This window comes from Hellea balneolensis DSM 19091 (assembly GCF_000428525.1).
Classification (GTDB): Bacteria; Pseudomonadota; Alphaproteobacteria; order Caulobacterales; family Maricaulaceae; genus Hellea; species Hellea balneolensis.
The window spans coordinates 1-25,108 of sequence record NZ_KE386760.1 but is presented as its reverse complement, the minus strand read 5'-3'; the positions used below and the strand labels follow the sequence as shown (position 1 = coordinate 25,108).

The 25,108-nt window shown below is 49.3% G+C and carries 25 protein-coding genes; 14 read left to right on the top strand and 11 right to left on the bottom strand.

Going from position 1 to position 25,108, the window contains the following annotated elements:
• The first annotated feature begins 95 nt into the window (after positions 1 to 95).
• Positions 96 to 488, top strand: a complete 393-nt coding sequence (locus F569_RS0114705) for a TerB family tellurite resistance protein (RefSeq protein ID WP_026942822.1) — start codon at positions 96 to 98, stop codon at positions 486 to 488.
• A 91-nt stretch (positions 489 to 579) separates the two neighbouring features.
• Positions 580 to 801 (top strand): DUF5710 domain-containing protein, encoded by a 222-nt coding sequence (locus F569_RS18400; RefSeq protein WP_034389159.1) that lies wholly within the window; start codon positions 580 to 582, stop codon positions 799 to 801.
• Positions 802 to 936: 135 nt separating this feature from the next.
• On the opposite strand, the gene nth is transcribed toward F569_RS18400, so the two are convergent.
• The 3 genes from nth to F569_RS0114685 all read right to left on the bottom strand — a co-directional run bounded on the left by nth (position 937) and on the right by F569_RS0114685 (position 4,284).
• Complete coding sequence (gene nth, locus F569_RS0114695) at positions 937 to 1,626, bottom strand: endonuclease III (RefSeq protein ID WP_026942821.1); 690 nt, start codon at positions 1,624 to 1,626, stop codon at positions 937 to 939.
• Positions 1,627 to 1,635: 9 nt separating this feature from the next.
• Complete coding sequence (locus tag F569_RS18395; RefSeq protein WP_051279940.1) at positions 1,636 to 2,184, bottom strand: NADPH-dependent FMN reductase; 549 nt, start codon at positions 2,182 to 2,184, stop codon at positions 1,636 to 1,638.
• Positions 2,185 to 2,268: 84 nt separating this feature from the next.
• Positions 2,269 to 4,284, bottom strand: coding sequence for a hypothetical protein (locus F569_RS0114685; RefSeq protein ID WP_026942820.1), 2,016 nt, complete (start codon positions 4,282 to 4,284; stop codon positions 2,269 to 2,271).
• 124 nt (positions 4,285 to 4,408) lie between these two features.
• Here F569_RS0114685 and F569_RS0114680 point away from each other — a divergent pair, with 124 nt between their 5' ends.
• Both F569_RS0114680 and gloA read left to right on the top strand, forming a co-directional pair.
• Complete coding sequence (locus F569_RS0114680) at positions 4,409 to 5,008, top strand: hypothetical protein (RefSeq protein WP_026942819.1); 600 nt, start codon at positions 4,409 to 4,411, stop codon at positions 5,006 to 5,008.
• 17 nt (positions 5,009 to 5,025) lie between these two features.
• A complete protein-coding gene (gene gloA, locus F569_RS0114675) occupies positions 5,026 to 5,502 on the top strand; it encodes a lactoylglutathione lyase (RefSeq protein ID WP_026942818.1) in 477 nt (158 codons plus the stop codon).
• On the opposite strand, the gene F569_RS0114670 is transcribed toward gloA, so the two are convergent.
• Both F569_RS0114670 and dapB read right to left on the bottom strand, forming a co-directional pair.
• Positions 5,503 to 6,258 (bottom strand): M50 family metallopeptidase, encoded by a 756-nt coding sequence (locus F569_RS0114670; RefSeq protein WP_026942817.1) that lies wholly within the window; start codon positions 6,256 to 6,258, stop codon positions 5,503 to 5,505.
• Positions 6,259 to 6,260: 2 nt separating this feature from the next.
• Positions 6,261 to 7,073, bottom strand: coding sequence for a 4-hydroxy-tetrahydrodipicolinate reductase (dapB, locus tag F569_RS0114665; RefSeq protein WP_026942816.1), 813 nt, complete (start codon positions 7,071 to 7,073; stop codon positions 6,261 to 6,263).
• A gap of 56 nt (positions 7,074 to 7,129) precedes the next feature.
• Between dapB and F569_RS0114660 the strand changes: the two genes are divergently transcribed.
• Genes F569_RS0114660 through F569_RS19195 form a run of 4 tightly spaced genes read left to right on the top strand, consistent with a single transcriptional unit; the run spans position 7,130 to position 10,041 of the window.
• Positions 7,130 to 7,711 carry a DUF1287 domain-containing protein gene (locus F569_RS0114660; protein ID WP_026942815.1) on the top strand — a complete coding sequence of 194 codons (582 nt, stop codon included), beginning with the start codon at positions 7,130 to 7,132 and terminating at the stop codon, positions 7,709 to 7,711.
• 38 nt (positions 7,712 to 7,749) lie between these two features.
• A complete protein-coding gene (locus F569_RS0114655; protein WP_026942814.1) occupies positions 7,750 to 9,261 on the top strand; it encodes a hypothetical protein in 1,512 nt (503 codons plus the stop codon).
• On the top strand, positions 9,258 to 9,620 hold the full coding sequence (locus F569_RS0114650) for a DUF4345 family protein (protein WP_026942813.1): 363 nt from the start codon (positions 9,258 to 9,260) through the stop codon (positions 9,618 to 9,620). The genes F569_RS0114655 and F569_RS0114650 overlap by 4 nt, the downstream gene beginning before the upstream one ends.
• A gap of 4 nt (positions 9,621 to 9,624) precedes the next feature.
• A complete protein-coding gene (locus F569_RS19195; protein ID WP_051279939.1) occupies positions 9,625 to 10,041 on the top strand; it encodes a hypothetical protein in 417 nt (138 codons plus the stop codon).
• Here the strand turns inward: F569_RS19195 and F569_RS0114640 are convergent.
• The 3 genes from F569_RS0114640 to F569_RS0114630 form a co-directional block, all read right to left on the bottom strand.
• On the bottom strand, positions 10,038 to 10,832 hold the full coding sequence (locus tag F569_RS0114640) for a CPBP family intramembrane glutamic endopeptidase (protein WP_084169051.1): 795 nt from the start codon (positions 10,830 to 10,832) through the stop codon (positions 10,038 to 10,040). The genes F569_RS19195 and F569_RS0114640 overlap by 4 nt on opposite strands.
• A 160-nt stretch (positions 10,833 to 10,992) precedes the next feature.
• On the bottom strand, positions 10,993 to 11,529 hold the full coding sequence (gene infC, locus F569_RS0114635; RefSeq protein WP_084169050.1) for a translation initiation factor IF-3: 537 nt from the start codon (positions 11,527 to 11,529) through the stop codon (positions 10,993 to 10,995).
• Between the two features lie 52 nt (positions 11,530 to 11,581).
• Positions 11,582 to 12,688 (bottom strand): glycosyltransferase family 4 protein, encoded by a 1,107-nt coding sequence (locus F569_RS0114630; RefSeq protein ID WP_026942810.1) that lies wholly within the window; start codon positions 12,686 to 12,688, stop codon positions 11,582 to 11,584.
• A 32-nt stretch (positions 12,689 to 12,720) separates the two neighbouring features.
• Between F569_RS0114630 and F569_RS0114625 the strand changes: the two genes are divergently transcribed.
• The 4 genes from F569_RS0114625 to F569_RS19190 all read left to right on the top strand — a co-directional run bounded on the left by F569_RS0114625 (position 12,721) and on the right by F569_RS19190 (position 15,667).
• Positions 12,721 to 13,500, top strand: coding sequence for an alpha/beta fold hydrolase (locus tag F569_RS0114625; RefSeq protein ID WP_026942809.1), 780 nt, complete (start codon positions 12,721 to 12,723; stop codon positions 13,498 to 13,500).
• Positions 13,501 to 13,566: 66 nt separating this feature from the next.
• Complete coding sequence (locus F569_RS0114620) at positions 13,567 to 14,022, top strand: TlpA family protein disulfide reductase (RefSeq protein WP_162143791.1); 456 nt, start codon at positions 13,567 to 13,569, stop codon at positions 14,020 to 14,022.
• Positions 14,023 to 14,063: 41 nt separating this feature from the next.
• Positions 14,064 to 14,957 (top strand): peptide chain release factor N(5)-glutamine methyltransferase, encoded by an 894-nt coding sequence (gene prmC / locus F569_RS0114615; RefSeq protein WP_051279938.1) that lies wholly within the window; start codon positions 14,064 to 14,066, stop codon positions 14,955 to 14,957.
• A 134-nt stretch (positions 14,958 to 15,091) separates the two neighbouring features.
• On the top strand, positions 15,092 to 15,667 hold the full coding sequence (locus F569_RS19190; RefSeq protein ID WP_026942806.1) for a DUF4167 domain-containing protein: 576 nt from the start codon (positions 15,092 to 15,094) through the stop codon (positions 15,665 to 15,667).
• Positions 15,668 to 15,747: 80 nt separating this feature from the next.
• On the opposite strand, the gene F569_RS19185 is transcribed toward F569_RS19190, so the two are convergent.
• The gene (locus F569_RS19185) at positions 15,748 to 16,512 is read right to left on the bottom strand and encodes a DUF4282 domain-containing protein (RefSeq protein WP_051279937.1); all 765 of its coding nucleotides are present in this window, start codon (positions 16,510 to 16,512) and stop codon (positions 15,748 to 15,750) included.
• Between the two features lie 66 nt (positions 16,513 to 16,578).
• On the bottom strand, positions 16,579 to 17,988 hold the full coding sequence (locus F569_RS18375; protein ID WP_051279936.1) for a M23 family metallopeptidase: 1,410 nt from the start codon (positions 17,986 to 17,988) through the stop codon (positions 16,579 to 16,581).
• A 173-nt stretch (positions 17,989 to 18,161) separates the two neighbouring features.
• Between F569_RS18375 and F569_RS0114595 the strand changes: the two genes are divergently transcribed.
• Positions 18,162 to 21,380, top strand: coding sequence for an intermembrane phospholipid transport protein YdbH family protein (locus F569_RS0114595; protein ID WP_026942805.1), 3,219 nt, complete (start codon positions 18,162 to 18,164; stop codon positions 21,378 to 21,380).
• An 85-nt stretch (positions 21,381 to 21,465) separates the two neighbouring features.
• A complete protein-coding gene (gene gyrB / locus F569_RS0114590) occupies positions 21,466 to 23,901 on the top strand; it encodes a DNA topoisomerase (ATP-hydrolyzing) subunit B (RefSeq protein WP_026942804.1) in 2,436 nt (811 codons plus the stop codon).
• A 1-nt stretch (position 23,902) separates the two neighbouring features.
• On the opposite strand, the gene F569_RS0114585 is transcribed toward gyrB, so the two are convergent.
• The gene (locus F569_RS0114585; protein ID WP_026942803.1) at positions 23,903 to 24,637 is read right to left on the bottom strand and encodes a hypothetical protein; all 735 of its coding nucleotides are present in this window, start codon (positions 24,635 to 24,637) and stop codon (positions 23,903 to 23,905) included.
• Positions 24,638 to 25,108: the final 471 nt, after the last annotated feature.

The following is a 25,108-nucleotide window of genomic DNA, read 5'->3' as shown; positions in this document are numbered from 1 at the left end:
GATAGACCGAAAAACCCTCCATCCCTTTAACGGATATTAGCCTGTTAAGCGTAGTGTCAACATAAGGGCGCTCATTGCGAGCGGAGTATGTGGGTATGGACGTTTCAAGAAAAACAGATGATATATTAAGCCTACTTGTGGCAACAATTTTGGCAGATAAGCGAGTCTACGCCAGAGAGATTGACACCTTTTTGAAGGCGGCCAAGAAGCTTGCACAACTGCCAGATGCGCCTGTGAACCTCTCAGAGGCTAAATTACTTCTGTGGTATGAAACCAATTCCGATAGTATAAAAGACAAATTATCGAGCTCAAAATTTGAGCCTTGGCTTGATGGCTGTCTATCGCGGCTAAGAAACTTAAAAGGTAAGCGCTATATCACAGACATCATGACGGAGATCGCCAACGCCGATGATGAATTCCATGTGAGTGAAAAAGCCCTTCTGGTCTTAACAGCCAAACATTGGAATATGGATATTCAGCTACATTAGACAGGCCTGAATATTAGGTGAATTTTAGGATTGATTTCCTATCATGTTCTTGTTATGTTCCATTCTCAAATTATAAGATTGGAGACATATTATGGCCCGTGCCGCCAAGAAGTTTTTAAATGTAAAATATACGGACCGTGAGCTTGCCAAGCGATTGGGCGCTCGGTGGGACCCCTCTGTTCAGCGCTGGTATTGCCCTGCCGGGTCTCCTCTCGCGACAATTTTTAAGTGGCGTGCCGAAACGGCTGAGCCCAAACCTGCCGTAAAACATGTAGCCCAAAATGAAAATTTTGAGTTTGATTTGGCGGGTTAGTGCGGGGCCGCTAACCTTCGAGTCCCAAAGCAAAGCTTCTCATCAGGGTGAGGGTTAGATTAAAGTTAGCCCTCATCCTGAGGCGCTACATAGTAGCGGAACTCGAAGGACGAGGGCGCTAGTCGGGTGTCAAAGCTAGTCTTCGGGTCTTAGTGTTTTGGGCCTGTATTTGCACAGATGTTTAATTGCGCAATTATAACATTCAGGTTTTCGAGCCAGGCAAGTGTAGCGCCCATGAAGGATCAGCCAGTGATGGGCGTGATCCATAAATTCGTCCGCCGTCACCCGTAATAGGTTAAGCTCAACTTCCACAGGGTCTTTGCCAGGGGCCATGCCGGTGCGGTTTGATACGCGAAATATATGCGTATCCACCGCCATAGTCGGCTGTCCAAAATAATCATTTAAAACGACATTGGCTGTCTTGCGTCCAACGCCCGGTAACTTAACCAAGTCCTCGCGATTATCTGGCACTTCTGAGTCGAAATCGTCAATCAGCATTTGAGAGAGCTTAATAACATTTTTGGCTTTGTTTTTATAAAGGCCAATTGTTTTAATATGGTCCCGAACGGCGTCCTCACCAAGGGCAATCATTTTTTCAGGTGTATCGGCCTTGGCAAAGAGGGCTTTGGTCGCTTTATTCACGCCAACATCCGTCGATTGCGCTGAAAGCGCTACCGCCACGACTAGCGTATAGACATTGGTATACTCAAGTTCAGTACGCGGTGCGGGGTCAAGTGTTTGCAGATGACGATAAATATCGCTGATCTGGGCGCGATTTAATTTCGGTCTCGGCAGATCCTTATAGAGCTTTTCTTTTTTTGCCATCTGGCCGCATCATCCCTTTTGAGATATGCGCTCCAGCATCATATCACGCATATTATCCGCGAATGTGCTGGCGGGCTGGGCCACAAGGTCACCTCGCTCATTAAAAGCTTTAGACGCGTTCCCGCATCCCACCTGCTGGGGCAACACATCTCCGCCAAGGCGCGTAAAGATAAACTGCATTTGCCGCATGCACATGATGCCGCTCATAGGGCCAGGCGAACAAGAGGCAAGTCCCCAAACGGCGGATTTGATGTAATCGGTACTAACAGTACTCGTCCAATCAATCGTATTCTTAAGTAGAGGCGGTAGACAGCCATTATATTCAGGTGAAATAACCACAATGCCATCAAAGCCTTTAAGCCGCGTAATCAACTTCTTCACAGTCTTAGGCGTTTCCAAATCCCCGTGAAAAAGAGGCATCTCATATTTACCTAGGTCAATGGAACTTGTTTTTGCCCCTGAGATCTTGAAGCGTTTCATCAACGCCTTTTCCAGTTTTTTATTGATAGACCCTTCCCGAAGTGAAGCGCAGATAAAAGCAATTTTAGGAGCCGTCATTCTAAAAGTCCTGTGAAGCTATGGTAAAAGGAGGAATATAAATCTATACGGGGCGTATCAAGATTTGGCTTGCCCGCGCAAGGCTTATCCCCGCATCTTCACTGCCCAGGCCTCATATTCTTCTTCCATTTTAAGATAGCGCGGGTGATCTCTTACATTATCTAGACCAGGTTCCATGCGGTGAAGCAAAAACATATGCGGGCCAGTCATATCGCGCATACGCTCCGCATAATCCATAGCTCTGTCAGCTTCACCAAGGCGAGCAAAACTTTCCGCCAGCTCGCCTAACTGCGTGAGCGCTGCAAGCGCATCATCTGGGGCCTCTTGCTCATAAGTTACTGCCAGTTTTTCGACTGTCGCTTTATCCCCTAAAAATCCGGGAATAATAACGGGGCTATAGCTCGCCGTTTGCATCCACGACTGCGAAGGCGGCTTTATTACGGCCGCCTCCCTCAGAGCTTGAATCTCGCTCGTAGCATCTTGACCCATGGCGAGGAGCGCGCGAATTTTTGCGAGGCGGTAAAGATGAGGACTCCCTTGGGGTGATCGGCGGTTTTCCGGCCAAGCCTCAAGCGTTTCATTGATATGGACAGGGTTTCGTGTCGCCACCGCATAGTTCATTTTCTGTTCTTGTAAGATTGTCCCTGTGGAGCCAAGCGCTCTGTAAGCGCCAATCGCATCACCTTGAAATTGAAGGATGGCCGCTTCGAAAGCCGCGCCTTGCAATGAGTCCGGCTGCTGCGCTTTGGCTAATGAGATCATCTCATTTGCGCCTTGAAAGTCCCCAATTAAAGCATAGGTCAGGCCCAGTTCTGGCATGAGGTAAAATGTCTTGGGGTCAAGGCGGCGGGCTTTCTCAAGGTCCTTGGCAGATTCTTTGAAGCGTCCCAACCGCCGGGCAATAAAGGCTTTCCCAGACACGGCATGCACATCATTAGGCGCGGCGCTGATAGCTTTATCAAATATGGCATCAGCCTTGCGAAAGTCCCTAAAGCCCCAATAATAATAAAAGGCTTCGGATAATAAAGTTTCAGGACTATTGGGCGCAAGGGCTTGGGCGCGGGACAAGCTGCCTAGTGCGGCGTCTCGATAAATGGTGTTGCGCCCGTTAAACCAATATTGCGCGATCTGGATATAGGCTTTTACGGCATAGGCATCTGCAAATTCCGGATCAAGCCGAATGGCTTCATCAGCGAAAGAGCCTGCCTTTTCCAGGTCCTCAGCTCTATTGCCGTCAGGGCGCATGAGGAGGCGCGATTGAATATATGCCTCATAAGCCGCCAAATTTTGTGTCGGTTTCGCAGAAACAGCGTTTTTATCTTCACCGCTAATAACCGACTCCAAGGCGCTGGCAATGGCTTGGGTTATCTCGGCTTGAATATCGAAGATATTATCAGTGTTGAGAGCGCGGTCGTAATTTTCGGCCCATAAATGCTTATCATCCGTTCCGTCAATTAGCTGTACTGTAATGCGAACGCGGTCGCCGGCACGTTGGACCGCTCCTTCTAATATAACGGCGACGCCGAGTTCCTGAGCAATTTCCGGAATCCGTTTTTGAGTATCGCGATAGCCCATCACAGAGGTGCGAGAAATAACCTCAAAAGCAGAGACTTTGGATAAGCGGGTTAGCAGGTCATCATGAATGCCATCCGCAAAGAAGGCATCATTGGTCTCGCTACTACGATTGGTAAAGGGCAAAACGGCCACGGAATGATTGCTGGAAAGTTTCGCAATGCCGACCGCATTACTGGGTTTTACAAGATCCGCTATCAGTAACCCTGCGATGACAAGAAGCCCCACAATAATGCCTAGCTCAAGGCGCCGTCCAGTTTTTTCGGCAATAGAATTTTCAGACGCTACGGTTTCGGTGCGCTTAAATCCTTCAGGCGTTAGTTCAAATGCCCATGCTAATATAACCACAACGGGCGCGCCTAATATCATGAGTGCCATGAACAGGGCATCGAACCATTCGGGCAACTGCATCACGGATTCTAAGGTAAAGGCGATTTGCACCAAGACCCAGGCCCCCACAAAATAAGCACCAGTGACGCGAAAAACATTACGTCGGCGCATTTCCGTGAAGAATTTCATGGGATTCATATGATGCCCCTTAACGCTGCCCAAGCTTTATTATCTCGCGCTTATCACGCTTAAAGCTGTGAGTCTAAATTAATAGTGAGAGGAAAGCTCTTGCGTCTGTCTGCGTCTGTTATAAAGTCACACAATGCAAAAATTTGATGGTATTTCATTTCTCTGGGCCCTTATCCTCCTCTCTATGATAGGCTTGGCTTACGCGGTTAGGGCTTTTCTAGGATTTCGCGGCGTCGCTAAGGATGCCGCTGAAGATTATGCCTATAAAAAAGAGCGCGGCATGCTGGATTCGCGCCTGTCCGAAGACGGCTATATCCGCCTATTCAAACGGCTCCATAATCCGCGCCGTCCGGCTTATATCGCCGCGGCAATCTTTTTGATTATATGTCTGACCTGGCCGATTATGGCTGTGCTTTCAGTTTTGTTAGAGCAGCTCTATCAATTGACAGGACGTAACCGTGTTTTCGAGCCGGGTTTTTTGGTCTGGCAGTTCAGTATCTTTTTCAGCATCATTTTTTCGTGGACAGGCCTCGCTTATTTCATGGCTCGCCGTTATCACATGCGCGCCCCGGGCACGCCCGCCTATGAGACAGAACAGCAGATATTAGAAGAGCAAACGGGGAGCCGAGAAAAAGTGGTCTATGACAATGATTGGGGCTTGCCGCCCTTCATGGTTATTGGCGGCGTATTTTTTGGCTTTGCCGCCATTATATATCGTATATTCTTTAGATAAAGACACAGGAGAGCAGGATGGATTTTTTACACACAATGGTTAGGGTCACGGATATTGATGCCAGCCTTAAGTTTTACTGTGAAGGATTAGGCCTCAAAGAATTGCGCCGCGTTGAAAATGAAAAAGGGCGGTTCACCCTAGTCTTCCTCGCGACTCAAAGCGATATCGAGCGCAGCGGCGTAACTAAAATGAAGACATTTCCGAGCGGCCTGCCCATGATAGAGCTTACTTATAATTGGCCAGACGAGAATGGAAATTCTGAGGATTATGGAGAAGGGCGAAATTTTGGCCACATGGCCTATCGCGTGGATGATATTTATGCCGCCTGTCAGCGCCTGATGGATAGGGGCGTGACCATTAACCGCCCGCCGCGGGATGGGCATATGGCCTTTGTGCGTAGCCCTGATAATATTTCCATTGAACTGCTACAGCGGGGCGACTCTCTTGCGCCTGAAGAACCTTGGGCAAGTATGGAGAATGAGGGGAAGTGGTAGCTATTTCTTTTTGATCGGATTATAGCGCCGCGTCGTATTTAGCCGCTTTCGCTTAGGCGCTGTAGGCGGAGGCGCAGTTTTTGTTTTTGATTTTTTTTCACCTCGCGCAGAGAAAAGCATCTTTAGATTAAAAGCGAGTATCAGAAGAACAATAGCAAGCCAGATATACATCCACACTTTGGCGGGAATGAACTTCATTTGCCGTTCCATCCCCGCAAGGTCAGATGTCGGCCCCACATTAAAATCCTGGATGATATAAATAATACTCGCGAGTCCTAACAGCATCAAAATTTCACGCCCATATATCGTTTTAAGCCCTATGAAATAAAGCAGGATAGAAAAGCCGCAAAGAATAGCTGTGGTGAAAAGCGTGTTATACCAAATAAAGCCTGTGATAAGCATAGCGGCAATGACAAGGCCCATAACAGGTTTGACCCAATTATGTTTGCGGGCGCCGATATAAAATAACAGATTTCCGAATATGGCGCTGCCAATATAACCGCCCATCAAGATAACGCTCGCATTACCATTAAAGGTACTAGTAACGCCTGCTGAATTGGGCTCAATGGCTATATACTCTACGGCCCCGCCGGTGATCAGCGCGCCCGCCGCGTGACCAAATTCATGCAAAAATGTGACAAAAAGGCGAATGGGGTAAAGCAATTGCCAGCCCAACAGGCCGCCATAGGTCGAAAGACAAAAATAAACCGCTGTGATGATGATCATACGCAGAGCGAGTGAGGAGCGGCTTGTCATAATTATAGGCCGAGAACATCTTTCATATCATAAAGACCTTTTGGCTGGGCCGCCGCCCAAATTGCAGCTGTGACCGCGCCATTGGCAAAGACACTGCGGTCAAAGGCTTCATGGGAGAGCGTAACCATCTCAAGTTCATGTGCCAATAGCACATCATGCGCCCCAATGACGCCGCCGCCTCGCAGCGCCGCAAATCCGATCTGGCCTTCATTGCGGGCATCACCCCGGCCTTCGCGGGACAAGACTTGATGGGTCTTTAGCGATACGCCGCGCCCTTTGGCCGCTGCCTCGCCGAGCATAAGCGCGGTGCCGCTTGGTGCATCGACCTTGTGCTTATGATGCATTTCCAAAATCTCTATATCCCATCCGCTGCGAAGTTTATTGGCCGCCAATTCGACCAAGGCTTCTAACATATTCACGCCAAGGGAAAAATTACCGGACTTTAAAAGGGTGATACTGTCCCCCGCTGCCAAAAGCGCTTTCTCTTCGGTTTCCGTATATCCCGTCGTGCCGGTCACAAAGGTGTGGCAGCGCGTGTCATGCATCGCCAATGCCGCATCGATAGCTGCTTTGGGGCTAGAAAAATCTATCAACACGTCACATTGTTCAAGTGCCTTATTCACGTCTGCCGTCAACATCACGCCGCAAGCTTTCAGTCCCGCTGCTTCTGCTGCGTCCTGACCCAAATTAGGAGAGTCTTTTGCGGTTATGGCGCAGACAAGCTGCGCTTTGGGTTGGGCCTCAAGACTTCGAATGATCGCGCCGCCCATTCGGCCATCTGCGCCCAAGACGCCAATATTTAAAATATCTGTCATGCCCTGACATGTAACGGGGACTTAAAATCGGCGCAATTTAATTATGGAGTGAATCCATGCGTATTTTATTTAGCCTTATTTTTTCATGCCTTCTGACCTCTAATGCTTTTGCAGGTGAGGCTTTGGTGGCCGCCGCGCAGGACCGGCTTAAAGAAAAGGTCATTTATAACGGCGCTTATATGCGGCTGGATTATCCCGGCGGAGACGTTCCCGCCAATATCGGCGTCTGCACAGATGTGATTATTCGCAGCTACCGCGCCGCTTTTGGCTTTGATTTTCAAAAAGCTGTGCATGAGGATATGAAAGCCAATTTCTCGGCTTATCCCAAGAATTGGGGTCTGAAACGTACAGACAGAAATATTGATCATCGCCGCGTCCCAAACCTTGAAACCTATTTGAAACGCCAAGGGGCGAGCCTTGGCATAAGCCGTAAGGCCAAAGATTTTAAGCCCGGAGATATTGTCTCTTGGCGCATAGCGGGCCGCCTGCCACATATTGGTATCGTGTCTGACCGCAGGGCGCGAGACGGCAACCCGCTCATTATTCACAATGTTGGCGCCGGGCCGCAGGAGGAAAATGTGCTGTTTGCTTATAAGATGACAGGACATTTTCGGTTTATTCCGCAAACTGAGGACTAACACTTTGCGCACGTGAATATCTGTCCTAGGTTAAGCGCATGAAATATGTTGCAACGCTTATTATGGCCACAGGCCTTATGACTTATCCTGCAGCTGCCTACGCTAAAGCCATCGAAGTACGTTCTGATAATTTTATTATAACAGGCGATATGCGGCAAAAGGATGGAGAGAGGCTTTTGCGCGATTTAGAAATTTTTCGCAAAAATGTCTTTAAGGTTCTAGGCGTTAATGGCGCGCCCGAAATTATCCCTGTAAGAGTCTATGTCACTAAAAATGAAAAAGGCCTGGCGAAAGTCACAGGAACAGGCGGCTTTGGCGGCATGTATACGACCACGCTAAACGGCCCGGCATTTGTGCTGAACGGAAAAGCAGGGTTTCGGCGGGGCGGCGGTGCACGTCATATTGCGCTTCACGAATATACGCATCATATCGTTTCCACCTATACGGAGCTGGATTATCCGCGTTGGTATAATGAAGGTTTTGCCAATTATCTGGCGACATTTACCTATAAAGATGGAACGTTTCGGGTTGGCGATCCGCATGACCCATATGCTTACACTTTGGCGCAGAAAAACTGGATGCCCATGACAGTTGTCTTGGGCACAATGGAAAAATACCCATTCAATATTGGGGACAGTTCTAAGATTGGCCGCCTGACGCAAGCACAGTTTTACGCCCAAACATGGCTCGCAACGCATTACCTGCGCAATGAAGAAAAATATGTAGGCAAACTGACCGATTATGTACAGCGGCTCAATAAGGGGGAGCGCAACCTTCTGGCTTTTAAAGCCGCCATGGGCGTGACCCCCGAAGAGTTTGAGGCTGAGTTAAAAGCCTATTATAAAAAGAACAGCTTTAACGTCATGCGCTATAAAACAACGGATAAAGATATCCCTGAGCCGGCAACCCGCATTTTGTCGGATCAAGAGGCTGAACTTGCGCGGCTTTCTGCTATGCATAGTTTTGTTTTCACGCCTGAACGCCGGGATGTCGTGATAAACGCTTTTGAAAAATATGAGGCTGAATTTGGCACAAGTGCTAAGACTCTGGCGGCCAAGGCCGACCTTCTTGCGCTGAATGCCGAAAAGGCTGAAGCTTATGAAGCCGCGGGCGCGCTGATTGAAAAAGCCTTAGAGCTGGAGCCCGAGAGTATAGAGGCTAATAATATCGCGGCGCTAATTATGGTGCATCAATATGGACGCGGGATTGGCGGCTCGCCCAAAGATATGAAAGCCGCGCGCAAGCATGCGGCCAAAGTTTTGCGCCAAAATTCACAAATCCCCTTGGCCAATTATACATATGCACTGAGCTATAAAGATGATTATGACCCGCCTGAAAATGCTTTAAACGCGGCCGGATATGCGCTGGATTATTACCGTGATAAAAGCTTTATTGGATCAAATCTGGGCTTGGCGGGCATATTGGCAAATGGCGAGGCGTATCAAGAGGCTCTCAGGCCCATTAACCGCGCTATTGTCTGGGGTAATCACCCCGGCATGCGCATGTCCGCGCAAAGCATGAAACGTTATATTGAAAGAGGCGGGCAATGATCAAAATATTTAATGGGCTGAATGGCGTTTTTTATGTCCTCTTTGGGCTTTATGGCCTTTTCCTGCCGCAACGCATGGCCGCCTTTATGGGAATGGAGCTAAGCCTTTTGGGGTTGCATCAGATGCGTGCCATTTCCTGCGTTATGGCTGCGCTTGGCGCTTTACTCTGCCTTTATATTTACGAGCGGAAAGACCAAAGGCAGATAACTCTTGCCATTATATTTGTAACATTAGCTTTCATGACAGGGCGTTTCTTAGGATTGCTTCTGGACGGGACAGGTCCGGTGCAAACCTATAAGGAAATTGGAATAGAATTTGTCGTTGTGGCTTTAGGCACGATTTTTTACAGACGCGGGTGATAAAATGCCAAAGTCCAAACCTACAGCCAAAGAAAAGCTCCACCGTAAAAAAGAGATAAAAACTGTTGTGATGGATAAGGCCTATGGCGGCATTGCTGTTGGCGAGACAATGCTTGTGGCGACGCCTCTTATCGTCGATAGCTATATTCGTAAAATCCCCTATGGAGAGACGCGCACCATTCCTGACATGAGGGCGGAATTAGCCGCAGATTATAAATGTGACGGCACTTGCCCTATGTCCACCTCCATTTTTATCCGCATGTCAGCAGAGGCGGCTCTTGAAGATCTGGATGCGGGTTTGGATGAGACCGAAATTGCCCCTTTTTGGCGGGTGATTACCTCAAAAGATAAAATGGCAAAGAAATTAAACCTACCTGACCCAACATGGCTTGATGATCGCCGCGCAATGGAGATGGGTTAGGCCCTATCTCCCCATTTGCGATTGGCCCAGATGATAAGTGCGATCAGCGGTATCATCATGAGAAACTCAATACCAAAATCCGTCCAACCAATGACGGGTTCTCCAAGAGTGAAGAGCGCTGTATTGGGTAGATCTGGGTCTTCATAGCCTAGCAGTCCAAAGACAAATATATTATTGGCGACATGTGCGCCTATCGCGCTTTCAATACCGCCCTCGAAATAGAGCAGCACACACATAGCCATACCGAAAAGGAAAATGCTGGCCAGATAAGGCCCCATCTGTCCGGTGCTTTCCGGGTTCCATGCATGAAGCAGGGCAAAGCCGCCGCTTGTGATCACAAAGACCACCCAAGGTGATTTTAGATACTTTATCAGAGCCTGATTCAAATAACCCCGGCACAGAAACTCCTCACTGGCGGCTTGAAAAGGCACAAGCAAGAGCGTGATGAGCAGAAATTTCAGATAGACACCCATATCGGTTTGAAATTGCAGACCCTCATATTCGCCGGGGAAAAGCAAATATTCAACAAGGCTGACGGCGCTATAAAATATGAAAATGATGAATATCGTACGCCACAGATAACCCCACCTAAATTGCGGGGCCGAAGTCATGAGGGCTTTGATGGGAAGCTTGTGAAAATATTTATAAACAACAAGAATGGATGCAAAAATGGGCAGGAAGCTCATTAAAAGAAATATATAGAGCCCCGCAGAGGGCGCATCGGCTAGGGTTTTAGTATTCGCGCCCCTCACGCCATCGATAATGCCGTGACCCATGCTGATAATTATCATGCCAATAAATGTCAGGATAACAATAAAGATAAAGCCCAGACACCAAGCCCACCAATCGGACCGGCCAAGGCGGGTAGATGCAAAATAGGCCGCGAGTGAGGCGGCCTTGAGCTCTGATAACGTATCATCAGAAAAGATATGTGTGTCCGTTGGCGGAATCTTATTTAGGCGCGAGAACCATCGTCATCATTCGGCCTTCGGTCTTAGGCTCAAATTCGACTTTTGCAATCTCTTCAAAGTCTTCTTTGACTTGTGCTAAAAGCGTCATGCCGCGATCCATATGGGCCATTTCACGGCCACGGAAACGGATGGTCACTTTGACCTTATCGCCGCGATCAAAGAATTTTTGCATCGCCTTGGTTTTGACCATGTAATCATGCGTGTCGATATTCGGACGCATTTTAATTTCTTTTAAGGACGTCGTGCGCTGGTTCTTACGGTTAGCGGCCTTTTTCTTTTGGTTTTCAAAACGAAGCTTGCCATAATCGAGCACTTTACAAACAGGCGTTTCGCCGGGCGCAACTTCCACCAAATCAAGACCTGCTGACCGTGCAGCTGCCAAGGCTTCGTCTAAAGAGACAACGCCGCGTTTTTCGCCGGTTTCAGTAATGAGGAGAACTTTTGGATTCGTGATTTCACGATTAGTGCGCGGACCTTTAGGTTTTTTCGGCGCGGCGGCGAGGGGGCGTCTGGCGATGGTAGCTTCTCCTTATAATGTTAAGCCCCCGTAATATGGACGCGTAAGGCCGTTATTTCAAGAGCTCTTTATATATGGTGAGCGTTTTAGCTTGCAGGTTTTCCTTGGAAAACTGTGCCGCAATTCGGCTCCGGGCTGCAAGACCATTATAATCGGGCCAATTTAGCGCTCTGGTTATAGCGTCGGATAACCCTTTAGGATCGCTTGGCGGAACCAGAAAGCCTGTGTCTCCGTCAATAACAGTTTCCAAGGCCCCGCCATGAGCCGTGGCGACAACAGGCTTACGCATAGCTTGGGCTTCGGCGGCGACGCGGCCAAAAGCTTCGGGGTCTGTAGAGGCAGAAATAACTACATGCGCGGCAGAAAGGGCGGTTGGCATGTCGCGGCTATGCCCCGGCAGGATCACGCGCGAGGTAACGCCAAGCTCAGCGGCAAGGGCTTTTATCTCTTGCACAAAAGCGTCCCGTCCCTGTGCGTCGCCCAATAAGACAAGCACGCAGTCTTCTGGTAAATTTGCCAAAGCCTCTATCGCAACTAACGGCCCTTTCCAGCGGGTCAGTCGTCCGGGGAGCAAAATGACTTTTTGATCCGGGGTGATGCCCCAACGGTTTCGTTGTGCGAGAATGTCTTTGGCGCTGATAATAGCAGGATTAAACCGGTCCATATCCACGCCGCGCGGAATAGCGGTGATGCGGCTTTCCTCTGTGCCGTGAGTTTTAATAATATAGGCTTTGGTAAATTCAGAATTGGCAATGATATGCTCACCCCTTGCCATGACGGAATTATAATAAGTCTTGAGAGCTGATCGGCTATTATAAATGCCGTGATAGGTGGTTAAGAACGGTGCGCCTTCTATTCGCGCGGCATGATAAGCGGGCCATGCCGGGGCGCGGGAGCGGGCATGAACAATATCTATTTTATGCTCGTGAATAATAGCGCGGATTAACCGGATGCGGCGAAAGATAGAAAAGATGTTTTTCGAGCCGATATCCGCCTTGTGTAAAACCCCGCCCATCCGGAGCAAGTCATCTTCCATGCGCCCGCCGGCGCTAATGACATGGGCGCTATGCCCTTGCGCAATGAGGGCTTCGGCCATTTCAAGCGTTGTGCCTTCGACACCTCCGGCATTGAGTTCCGGCACGACTTGGAGCACATTCATGTAAAAATGACTTTCATATAAGGCTCCTTAGCATGCACAGCGCTGTTACACTCAACTATTTATCCGCAGAAGACGGAGAAAAAATTGCTTATAAAATGAGCGAAAGGGCAGATGGCTATAAAGGCCCAACCCTGATTTGGTGCGGCGGGCTGAAATCCGACATGGAAGGCGGCAAGGCTGTTCACTTACATGACTGGGCCATAGAAGAAGGCCGACATTATATTCGCTTTGATTATTTTGGTCATGGCGTGAGTAGCGGCGAGTTTCGGGATGGGACGATCTCTCGCTGGGCTGCTGATGTTGTACGGGTCATTGATGAGTTAGCTATAGGTGATGTTATTCTCGTCGGCTCATCCATGGGCGGATGGGCCTCATTATTGGCCGCGCTTAACCGGCCCGATCGGGTTAAGGGCCTGCTATTGATTGCGCCCGCGCCGGACTTTACTGAGAAGCTCACTTATGCGCAGTGGAGCCAAGAGCAGCGCGAGACCCTGGAGCGCGACGGTATTGTCTATGTTCCGTCAGATTATGATGAACCCAATGAATACAGCCGCGTTTTGATGGAGGATGGTAAGGCGCATCAAATATTGGACGCGCCGATAAAGTTTGACGGACCCGTGCGTATCTTGCAAGGCGCCGCCGACCCCGTCGTGCCGTGGGAGTATTCGCGGCGAATTCTGGATGTGATTACGTCTCATGATGTGGATTATACTTTAGTTAAAAACGGGGACCACAGCCTTTCATCTCCTAATGACCTTGACCGATTGGTGCGCACCGCCAAGGAGCTTTGCCGAACTCTCACGCCATCGTGATATTAAGTCAGAGATGCAAAAAGAGAATTTATGTTAGGCGCAATGGAAGAAACTTCGGAGATTTCCATGAAAACGCCCCTGTTAATGACTGCCTTTATATCCGTTTTAGCGTTGGGGGCCTGTTCCCAAGCCGAAGCCCCAAAGCCATCCGCCGATAAAATGGAAACCATGGCGACCAAAGCCATGAGTACAAAAACCAAAGCTGTTTTAGTTTATGCTGATTGGTGCGGCAGTTGTAAGGTGCTCGACCCTAAAATTCAAAAGGTTCAAGAAATGGGACCTATGCCGGGCCTCGAATTTGTGACGCTCGATTATACGGCTAAAGATGCAGAGGCCTTTTATGCGCAAGCCGAGGCGGCGGGCGTGAGCGAGGCTGTGAAGGCTTATTTGGATGGCACAATTAAAACCGGACAGCTTTTGCTCGTTGATTTGGATGACCAAAAGGTTGTCGGTAGGGTCACAAAAACTCTGGAACCTGCTGAAATTGTAACAGCCCTTAATGACGCCGTAAAAGCGTCTTAGACGTAATTGCTTTTCAGGCCCTTGGCTCTTAAAGGAGCGGGATGACAGTCCCGCTCGATCAACGCCCGCACTCAGGCCCTTATTCTGGTTTAACTGTGAACTCCTTGAAACGGTTCCTTACAACACAGTTTCAAGAGGCTGGAGTTGAGACCCCAGATTTGGATGCGCGGCTATTAGTGATGGCGGCGACAGGCCTCACCCACACAGAGTTAATCATATCCGGCAGGGATTTCCCGCCCGCTGCCACTTTTGATATTATTGCAGATTACGCGAACCGCCGATTAGCCGGTGAGCCGATTGATCATATTTTGGGCTACCGCGAATTTTATGGGCGCCGCTTTAAAGTCACCAAAGATGTGCTCTCGCCTCGACCAGAAACAGAATTGCTTATCGAGGCGGCCTTAGAAAACCTTAGAGGCAAAACAGGCGCTAAAATTCTCGACCTTGGGACGGGCTCTGGCGCGATTGCAATTTCGATTTTAACCGAAGAAAATGATGCGCAAGGCCTCGCCATTGATATGTCAGGTGCAGCTCTGGACATTGCGAAAGAAAATGCCGCCCAACATAATGTTGCTGATCGGCTAAAGGTATTGCAAGGAAGTTGGTTTGAAGCTGTGACAGAGCATTTTGATATAATTTTGTCCAACCCCCCTTATATTACAGATGCGGCGATGAAGCATTTAGCCCCCGAAGTGACAGGCTTTGATCCGGATATCGCTCTGCGCGGCGGCGCTGATGGGTTGGCGGCGTATAAAGAGATCATTTCTAATGCGCCGCAATATTTAAAACCAAATGGGATTATATTGCTTGAAATCGGATATGACCAAGGCCCCAGCGTAACAGACTTACTTGAGAGGCGAAATTTTTCCGATATCACCACCTCTCAGGACTTATCCGGGCATGACCGTATGATTAAAGCTGCATATAAGGCATAAAAAGCTTTGCCTTTAGCTTTGGGTTTGCTAGTGAAGGATTGTGAGACGGTGGAGGCCACAGGCCCCCTCACTAAAGCCCGAAATTGAGAAGCTATCGCAAGGATGCGAGCTTGGGGGAATTTAAGGACGACATCATGAAGCGCCAACGCGGTCGTAATCGCAATCATAACCGTAATAATAACAATAATACGAACCCGAACCGGTCGATGGATAGTAATGGTCCTGGCGTTAAAGTTCGCGGAAATGTCAGCACTATCTATGAAAAATATACGGCACTTGCCCGTGATGCGCGAAGCTCTGGCAACCGCGTAAATGCTGAAAACCTACGCCAACATGCAGAACATTATTTGCGTTTGATGAACGAAATGGAAGCCGCTCGCGCCAAGGCCCAGGCTGAACGAGATGCCGCACGTGCCGCACGCGGCGAAACAGATAATGAAGAGGGCGAAGAGCGTAAGAGCCGCCGTCACAATAATAACAGAAATCGCAAGCCGCGCGAAGATAGGGCTGCAGAAGGCTCAACGGATAACGACGCGCTTGAAGTGGTAACGCCAGAGGCGGACGCCAAAACTCTTGACGTAAAGCCCAAGAAAAAGGCTAAAAAAGAGACTGAAGAGGTCGCCGCTGAAGATAAGCCTAAGCGCCGCCGTAAGGCTCCTGCGCGTAAGAAAGATGATAAAGAGCCGGAAGCGGCAGAGGTTGCTGAGTAAAACGGCAATTAGAACATGTATTAAAAAAGGGCCTCTTAAGAAGGCCCTTTTTTATTTTTAGAAATAATTTGTTTCTCCGCTTAACCCTTCTTTTTGGGGCCGGGTTTGCCGCGAAGCGTTCCGTCTTTTTTCAAGAGGCGGCCTTGCGCATCGCGCGGCGCTTTACTGCCAGGCTTCGGTCCGCGTTTCTTTGGCGCGGAAGATGCCGTCTTTTTGTCTGATGTTTTCGCTGTTGTTTTGTTTTTCGACCCTGCTGGACGGCCGCGTTTTTTAGGCGCTGCCGTTGATTTAGTGGCAGGCTTTGTTGCGGTTTTAGCCGTCGTACTCGTTTTTTCTTTTGCGCTGATTTTAATCCCGCTAGCCGCGTCCTTCGTGTTGGAGGCTGCCGTATCAATCGCGTCTTCGGCTGAGTCTTTTACACTTTCTGCTGTTGATTTGGTTTTATCTACAGCACTTTTGGTAGCGGCACTGGCTTTCTCGCCAGCCGTCTTAGACAGGTCGCGGGCGCGTAGCGCTGCGGCTTCAGCCGCTTTGCGAGCTTCGACAATAGGGTCAATATTCGCCGTTTCAGATTTCCCGCCATCCGGAGATAAATTATCATTTATTCTAAATAGTGCGACCGCCAACTCACAGACAAGACGCAAAGCAACCAGCGTGAGCAGAATACTGCCAAAGAAAATAATAAATTCAACGACAGCGGCGAGAGGTCCCAGTTTAATTGCGCTTAAAGCTTCACTGAAAAAGTTTAGGCCTGCAATGATGAGGGCCAGCCAGAAAAAAGCAATGACGAGCTTTTCTTTCATTAATTTATCAAATGAGAAAAAGAAATTTATAAGGTTTTTCATGCGAGGGGCTCCGCTAATTATTTTATCTGCGTTTTAATCAGACTTAAGAACATAACGCAATACAGCTTAATTTGTTGCCGTATCGGTCATGACGACCGACACAGGAGCAGCCCTGATCGTTTCAGAGGCTAATCGCATCGCCTCGATTTCTTTGCGGCGTTTTGCAAAATTAGGCATTTCTGATTTTGCTAAGGGTTTACCCGCTAATTGTGAGAGGCGGCGCGGGTTAATTTTCTTGCCGTGATGATGGACTTCGTAATGTAAATGCGGCCCTGTGGAGCGGCCCGTTGTCCCGACATAACCAATGACTTGATCTTGCTTGACATATTTGCCTTTGCGAACCCCGCGCGCAAATTTACTTAAATGCGCATAGGCTGTTTTATAACCATCAGTATGGCGAATACGAATATAATTACCGTAACCACCATAGCGATTGGCACGTTCGACAGTCCCCGAGCCCGCCGCTAGAATAGGCGTTCCGCGCGGCGCGGCAAAATCAACACCGGAGTGCATTTTGCGATAGCCTAAAATTGGGTGCCGTCTTTTACCGAATGAGGAGGAAAGTCGTGCGCCATTAACGGGCGTGGCACGCAACTTACGTTTCGCCGTTTTACCTTTTTCGTCATAAAAATTCTCACGGTCCTTGCTATCGACATAAAGCCAATACTCGGATTGCTTTCCGCGCGGACTGAAAGAGGTATAGAGCAAATCGCCAGATTTAATAATTTCGCCTTTGCGGTTTCTGGCGACCTCAAAGAATAATTCGAAATTATCTCCAGGCTGAATGTCTCGCTGAAAGTCCACGGAATATTCATAGATATTCGCAAATTGTTGAACAACACGGTCGGGTGCACCCAAGCGCGTGGCATCAACATAAAGAGAATTTTTGATACTCGCAGCGACGCCGATCGTTTCATATTTAAATTCGGCCGCAACCTCACGGGCGGTGTAATCATTATCCTTAAGGTCAACAAATATAGTTTTCTCAACATTAGGCTTAAAGGTCAGGTGCTCTAATGTCTCGCCGTTGAAGTGCAGATTGAACTCTTGGCCCACCCGTACATTTCGCGGCTTATAGACTGTCGCAAAAGCTTGGGTAATTTTATAAGCCTGTCCGCCTGAAACGCCGTTTTTTTGCAAAAGCGGTCCTAAGCTGTCGCCGGAGCGAACTTTTAAAGTTGTTAAAGATGTTTCGGTTTTTGGTTCCTCAAGTGCAATATCATAGCGCGAGAGATCAATTTTAGGCTCGATTATTTCGGCCACCTCAATGACTGGGCTTTGAGAGGTATCCTTTGGTAGAGCAATTGCGCCAATAAGAATAGCGGCCCCGCCTGCCGCAAGAAAAGCAAAACGCTTATCCCGGTAAATGCGGGTATTATCCATTGTAAAAAACGCTTTCATCCGCACAGCCAAGGCGTCTTTAACAATCTCTTTGGTTCCGACAGCCCCAGCTTCGGTAGATGTTTCATCAGTCATGCAAATCTCGGTGAAATTACGCTTATATACGTTCGTGCCTATAGTCCCAATTTATCCCTAATGACGCGTTAACACTTGTGAAGTCTTTCGTAAACTTAACAAATTTTATGGTGTATTCATCTGCTGCGTTCTATTGAGTGTTTATACGCGCAAAAGGAACATTACACATTACAATGTCAGTGACTGACACAGAACCAGAAAAGGCGAAACCGTCGCGAAATAGATCCAAAGGGCGGTCTGTTTGGCGCTGGATATTATGGGCCGTTTTGGGCCTAATCTTTGTGTGCCTGATAATAGCGGCCTATCTGTGGCTTAACCGTTATAAGCTCTTAGAGCAGACCGCAGAAGAGCTTATGCTCGAACAGGGCATAAGAGCTGAGCTGTCCATAGAGTCCATAAGTAAAACCAAAGCGGTGCTGAAAGATGTCTCCTTGTTTGATGACGAGACAAAGAGCAATGAGCCCTTCTTCTCGGCACAAAAAATAGAAACAGATTACTCATGGCGCGATGCCTTGGAGGGGCGGTTTGAAAAAATGGTTTTCACGCGGCCCAAGGCCCGCCTCACTCTGGATGAGAGCGGCAAAATCATTGATGGATGGGTTCCTCCCTCGCCTGAGGATAGTAGCGGAAACATCGCCCTTCCGCCTGAGGGCATATCGATTAAAGATGGGCTTTTCACGCTTTCAACGCCTTTTGGAGACGCTGAAGTTGAGGTTGACGCGCAGTATTTTTCAAATGAAAACTTGACGGCGGCCTTAAATATTGCGCCCGCTTCTATCTCTTATAAAGACTGGCAAATGCAGGGCGGAGGCCGCCTGAATATAGAACTGAAAGACACAAACTCTAAATTGGATTTGGATTTGCGCCTGTCGAATTTGGAGCACCCCGTTATTGATGCCTCTGAAGTGCGCCTAAAGGGGGATTTAGCCCCAATCCTGTCAGGCGAGGCTATAAAAGTTGAAGGTGAGCTGGATATTGGTTTTGGCTCCATTGTCACGGCGCAGCTTATGACGGGAGAAGGCGAGGCGAGGTGGGACGGGCGTGTAGAACGTGATCCCGACCGCATACATCCTTTTACGATGTCCGGAACATGGTCGAGCCAAACCAAAGACGTCGTTTTACCAGACCCTGCGCGCCGGAAAAACCTGGCGCAAACATTAAGCCTGTCCGAAACCTTATTGAATGCACCGATTGCGCAGAATTTCAGCGGCCAGTTGACCCGCCAAATTGAGACGCTTTTATCCCGCAGTGATGTTGAGGCCGCTGGCGGCATAAAACTCTCAGCGGAGGGACTTTCTGTAAATTTGTCAGTCCCCGCCACATTGCGCGGCGACACAACGCGCTTGCGCCTAGAGCAAACAGATTGGGCGCCTCTTTATAATTTTACGCGCGAGGACGAAAAACTGCGGCTCGCCTTTCACGCCAATTTAACGGAGCCTGCGGGCCTTACTTTTCGAGAGGGTGATTTGGTGGCGAGCTCACCTAATGGGTGGCAGTTGGGTGGCCTTGAACGCTTCTCAGCAGATATAAGCACGTCAAAGATTTGGCAGTCCAAAGGCATAGATGGGCGCGGGGCACGGCTGGCCCCCTTTAAGAGTGAAGCCGTTTATAAGGGTTTGGTAAGCGGAAGAGCGGGCACCCGTAACCTCTTGCTATCGGGCGGTGTGGATTATGACGGGGTGGTGCCGGGCGGTTATGTGACCGGCCTTAAAACAGCGGGGCGTATGTCTATGGATTTACGCGGCTCACGCCTTGATGTGAGCTTTGCGCCCAAAGATGACGCCCCGATACTGATTTCGAAAATAGAAACAGATACAGCCTGGCGCGGTGAGAATGTCTCCGCGCGGCTTTTATCCGGCGCGCCTGTTTTTAGCCGCCGCGGCAAGAGTTCAAATATGAGCGCAAAACTCGCCGATGTCAGCTTCATCGCCATAGATGAGACGAATACAAAAAACCTTGATATGAGCTTTCAACAGATGGAGGTTGAGGGCGAGTTTAAGGGGGAAGCCCAAAATTGGGATGTCTTGGGCAATGTGGTGACGATCCGTTCCGAAGATATGCCTGGCCCGGGAACGATTATCACAACCCCCGAGGCACGCATCCAAGTCCAACGCACAGACCCTAAGCGTCCCATACAGTTCTTTATGGCCGCCCCGACCGCCGATATAAAAACACAGCTTGTAACCGCCTCGGCTATTCGCGTTGAAGCGGCGGGTCAGCCGGATAAATATCGTCTGCGTTACAGCCCCGGCGAGGCGGGTCAGGGCCGCGTAAAATTCGCAGGGGACGCGCTGCCGCGCTTACCTATGACGGGGGAGGTAAATTTTGAAGATGGCGTCTTTAAAGGCACAGCTGTCACGACCCTTCCGCTGACGGATGATACGCCGATTGATATTAGCTATCTGTTCAAAGACGGGCAGGGCACAGCCGATGTCGTCATTCCTGAACTGCGCTTTACGCCCAAAGGATTACAGCCACAATATTTGGTCTCAGCTCTTAGGGGTAAGATCGCCGAAGTCCAAGGCTTGGTTCAGGCCAATATAAAACTCGCTTTTGCAGCGGGACAACCTTTGCAAAGCTCTGGCACGGCTAAAATTATCGACATGAATTTCGGTACGCTGCCTGGACCGCTAACAGGCGTGAATACGGAAATGAGTTTTTCTAATATGTTTCCTTTGCAAAGTCAGGGGCGGCAGACCTTGACTGTGGATAGATTTGATCCGGGTTTCCCGCTGGAAAATGGCGTGATTGAATTTGAGATGATACCTGACGGCGTAAGGGTTTATTCCGCGCGTTGGCCACTGGGCGAAGGCTTTTTCTCGCTTGACCCGTTTGATTGGCTTTATTCCAATAAGGTCAACCGCGTCGTCATGCGCATTGAAAATGTTTCCATTGGAGAGTTTCTCAAAGATGTCGGCGATGGATCTATTAAGGCCACAGGTGATCTTGAAGGCACACTGCCAATTGTTCTCTCGGGTGTGGACGTCAAAGTCGAAAATGGTGAGCTTTTCGTGCGTGACGGCGGGCGTATTCAATATCAATCCAAACAGCTAAATGCGATTTCGCAATTGGACGGCACGGATGAACGCGCGGTGGCGGCTATGCGCCAAGGTAATTATCGTGACGCCGCTTTTGAAGCGCTGAAGGATTTTGAATATGATGAGCTGCGCGTGACCATTGATGGCCCATTGGACGGGGCGATTGGCGTGAATCTGAAATTTGACGGCAAGAATGCGGATGTGCTTGGGGGACAGCCATTCCGCTTTGATATTGCCCTTGAAGGTGAGCTCCTGAATATTTTGCGCAGCTTCAATACCAATGCCCAGATAAAGTCCGAGCTAGCCCGCAGAGGCCTAAACCAGGAAGAAGAAATCCCCGATCTAGAGCAATAGGATTATTGGGTTTAAGCGTGCATTTTGCCCTTGCATCCCCTATATTTTTAGCACGTAGACTGACTGATTCGTGAAAGATGAACGCATGGCCGATCCTGCTGAAAATACCCCCGCATATGGCGCTGATAGTATTAAGGTTCTTAAGGGACTGGATGCGGTTCGCAAACGTCCGGGGATGTATATCGGCGATACGGATGACGGATCAGGTTTGCACCACATGGTCTATGAGGTTGTCGATAATTCTATTGATGAGTCCCTTGCCGGACATGCCGACCGCGTAGAAGTCACGCTGCACACTGACGGGTCCTGTTCCGTGCGCGATAATGGGCGCGGCATCCCTGTGGCTATCCATGAGGAAGAAGGCGTCTCTGCCGCCGAGGTTATCATGACTCAGCTTCATGCGGGCGGGAAGTTTGATCAGAATTCTTATAAGGTCTCAGGCGGTCTTCACGGCGTGGGCGTCTCTGTGGTGAATGCGCTCTCCGTCTCATTACAGCTCACGATCTGGCGCGACGGGAAAGAGCATTATATGGAATTTAGCCACGGCGATACAGTGGCGTCGCTAAAGGCCGTAGGCGACGCGCCGGATGATCATCGCCGCGATGGTAGCGTTCGCACTTTGACGGGAACGCGTGTGCGCTTCCTCCCTTCCGAAGAGACCTTCACCATGGTCGAATTTGACCGTGATACGCTAGAGCGCCGCTTGCGCGAGCTCGCCTTCCTCAACTCGGGCGTAATGATTATCCTTACCGATGAGCGCCCCGAAGACGATATCGTCACAGAGCTGTTTTATGAGGGCGGTATCACGGCTTTCGTTAAACATTTGGACGCCAATAAAGAAGGCCTTCTAGCTGAGCCTATTTCCGTGATGCGCGAAGTGGACGGCATCACCGTCGAGGCCGCGCTGTGGTGGAATGACGGTTACCATGAGAATGTCCGCTGCTTTACCAATAATATTCCGCAGCGCGATGGCGGCACTCACTTGGCGGGCTTTCGCGGCGCGCTCACCCGTACCGTCAATAAATATGCTGCCAGCATGGGGACAGCAAAGAAAGAAAAAGTCACGATTTCAGGCGATGATGCCCGGGAAGGCTTGACCTGTGTACTGTCTGTCAAAGTGCCCGACCCAAAGTTTAGCTCCCAGACTAAGGATAAGCTCGTCTCCTCCGAAGTTCGCCCTGTTGTTGAATCCGCCATGAATGAAGCGCTTGGCGAGTGGTTCGAAGAGCATCCCACTGAAGCCAGAATGCTGATGACGAAAATTGCCGAAGCCGCCGCCGCGCGTGAGGCCGCGCGTAAGGCCCGCGATTTAACCCGCCGCAAATCCGCGCTCGATATCGCCTCGCTTCCCGGTAAGCTTGCCGATTGCCAAGAGCGCGACCCCGCCCTGTCTGAAATTTTCATCGTGGAGGGCGACTCTGCGGGGGGCTCTGCCAAGCAAGCGCGTGATCGTCAGAACCAGGCTATCCTGCCGCTAAAGGGTAAAATCCTCAATGTCGAACGCGCCCGCTTTGACCGCATGCTGAGCTCGCAAGAAATCGGAACGATGATTACGGCGCTAGGCACAGGTATTGGCCGTGATGACTTTGACGCGGATAAGGCGCGTTATCATAAGATCGTCATTATGACCGACGCGGATGTGGATGGCGCGCATATCCGCACATTGCTTTTGACATTTTTCTATCGCCAAATGCCGGAGCTGATTGAGCGAGGCTATCTCTATATCGCCCAGCCGCCACTCTATAAGGTCGAGCGCGGAAAGAGTACCCAATATATCAAAGACCAAGAGGAGCTGGATGATTACCTCATCGATGCCGGGGCCAAAGATGCCTCGCTCACATTAGACGGCGGGGCCAAAAGCATGGGCGAGGATTTAAAACGCATTGCCAAGGAAGCGCTCCAAGCACAGACCATCATAAACCGTATGAAGCACCGCGCGCCCGACAGCGCCATTGCACAGCTCGCCATTGCCGGTGCATTGGATATCGAAGAAAGCCCGGAGGCGATTGACCGCGCGGTTGTTCGCCTTGATATGATTGCCGATGAGGGCGAAGACGGATGGGCCGGACGCTATGATGATGACGGCGCGCTTGTGTTAGAGCGTGACGTGCGCGGCGTAACCGACCGTATTATTTTGCGACCCGGTTTCCGCGACAGCTCCGACGCCCGCCGCCTTCACCGCCTTGCGCCCGCTCTGGCGGAAACCTATTCAGGCCGCGCAGAATTTCGCCGCAGCGATGATGATCCGATAGAGGTCAATGGCCCCGCGCAACTCCTCGAAGTGATTTTTGAGGGCGGCAAGAAAGGCTTCAAGATTCAGCGCTATAAAGGCCTCGGCGAAATGAATCCCGATCAGCTCTGGGAAACCACGCTCGACTCAAACGCCCGTAGCCTATTACAGGTCAAAGTCGAAGGCGCAGATTCAGCGGACGATCTCTTCACAAAACTCATGGGAGACGTCGTCGAACCCCGCCGCGAATTTATTATAGAACATGCGCTGGACGCTGAGGTGGATAGCTAGGTTATTTTATGCGTTTTTGGTAACTATCTATTTTATCAGTATCAAGAACGTATTTTCCTGAATTTTCGTCTAGCCTGATTTTCTCTTCTAGGTATATGTCATCATCTATGAGAATTTGACGAATAGCTTTTTGAAAATAATCGTTAATTAGCCAAAATAAAAATACCATAATTCCTAATACTATTAATAAAATTACTCCTCCATAATCTAAAATAGTTGATAACCATGCAAGATTATAGGCCCCGTGTTCTGCTTTATGATAATGTCGCCTTATCTTATATGGTCCCATCGATGAGAAAGATTGTAATTCCCTGTATTCGCTAAAACCATATATGCTCCATAGGTAGAGGTTCATAGTGTCTCCTGGAGACAAGTTAGGCAGCTCGACAAACTTCACATCTTGAAATTTAATTGTCTCTTCTCCGTTTTTGATGATACCGTAAGTGGAGTGTTCAAAGTTGAATCTAGTTTCTTTAGCTATTGCGTTTCCATCATTTGATAACTTGATAGCAGCAAAGTCATTTTGCGTATCTGAGGAGCTCATAAAATTTTTTAATACATAGTAGTCGTCAGAGCCGTAGGCTTTATCTGGAAAATCATGCCATGTTCCAACAAACATTTCCGCTTTTAGGGGACTTGATTCTGGACTTATCCATTCAGCCAGGCGGTCTTGAAATACATAGAGTATTAGACCTGCTATCAGTGTTCCAAGTAATGTATTTACAAATGTCTTCATGAAGTCGCTGCGGTGTTAATGTACATTATTCAACTAAAGCGAGTCGCCCAGCTGTCAAAGTCATTATCTAAGTACTCAGCGAGTAGGGTGGATTAGAGCTTGCTCGTAATCCACCTCTTCTTGATGCTTTGTGGCAATGGTGGATTACGGCTTCGCCTAATCCACGCTACTGTAAATCCTTGGCCGTAGAAGCCAAAACCTCCACAAATACCCACACTCAAAAAACTCAATCCTCGCTCCACGCTCCCTGTGCTAATCTGCCCCCGTTCCCGCTAATAGGACAGGCAATCGCGTAGGTTTGTTGTTAGAGGGACGGTGAGGCTGAGCGCCGCGAATTACGCGCGTGGAAAGCTGGCCTCGGCGTGCGTCACTTGAGACGCCGCCGATAAAATCACCGCCGCAGGGTTAGTGCCTTGTGTTTATTATCTTAAGAAGGTGCCTCAAGGCATCGACCCTGCGGACGTCCATTTA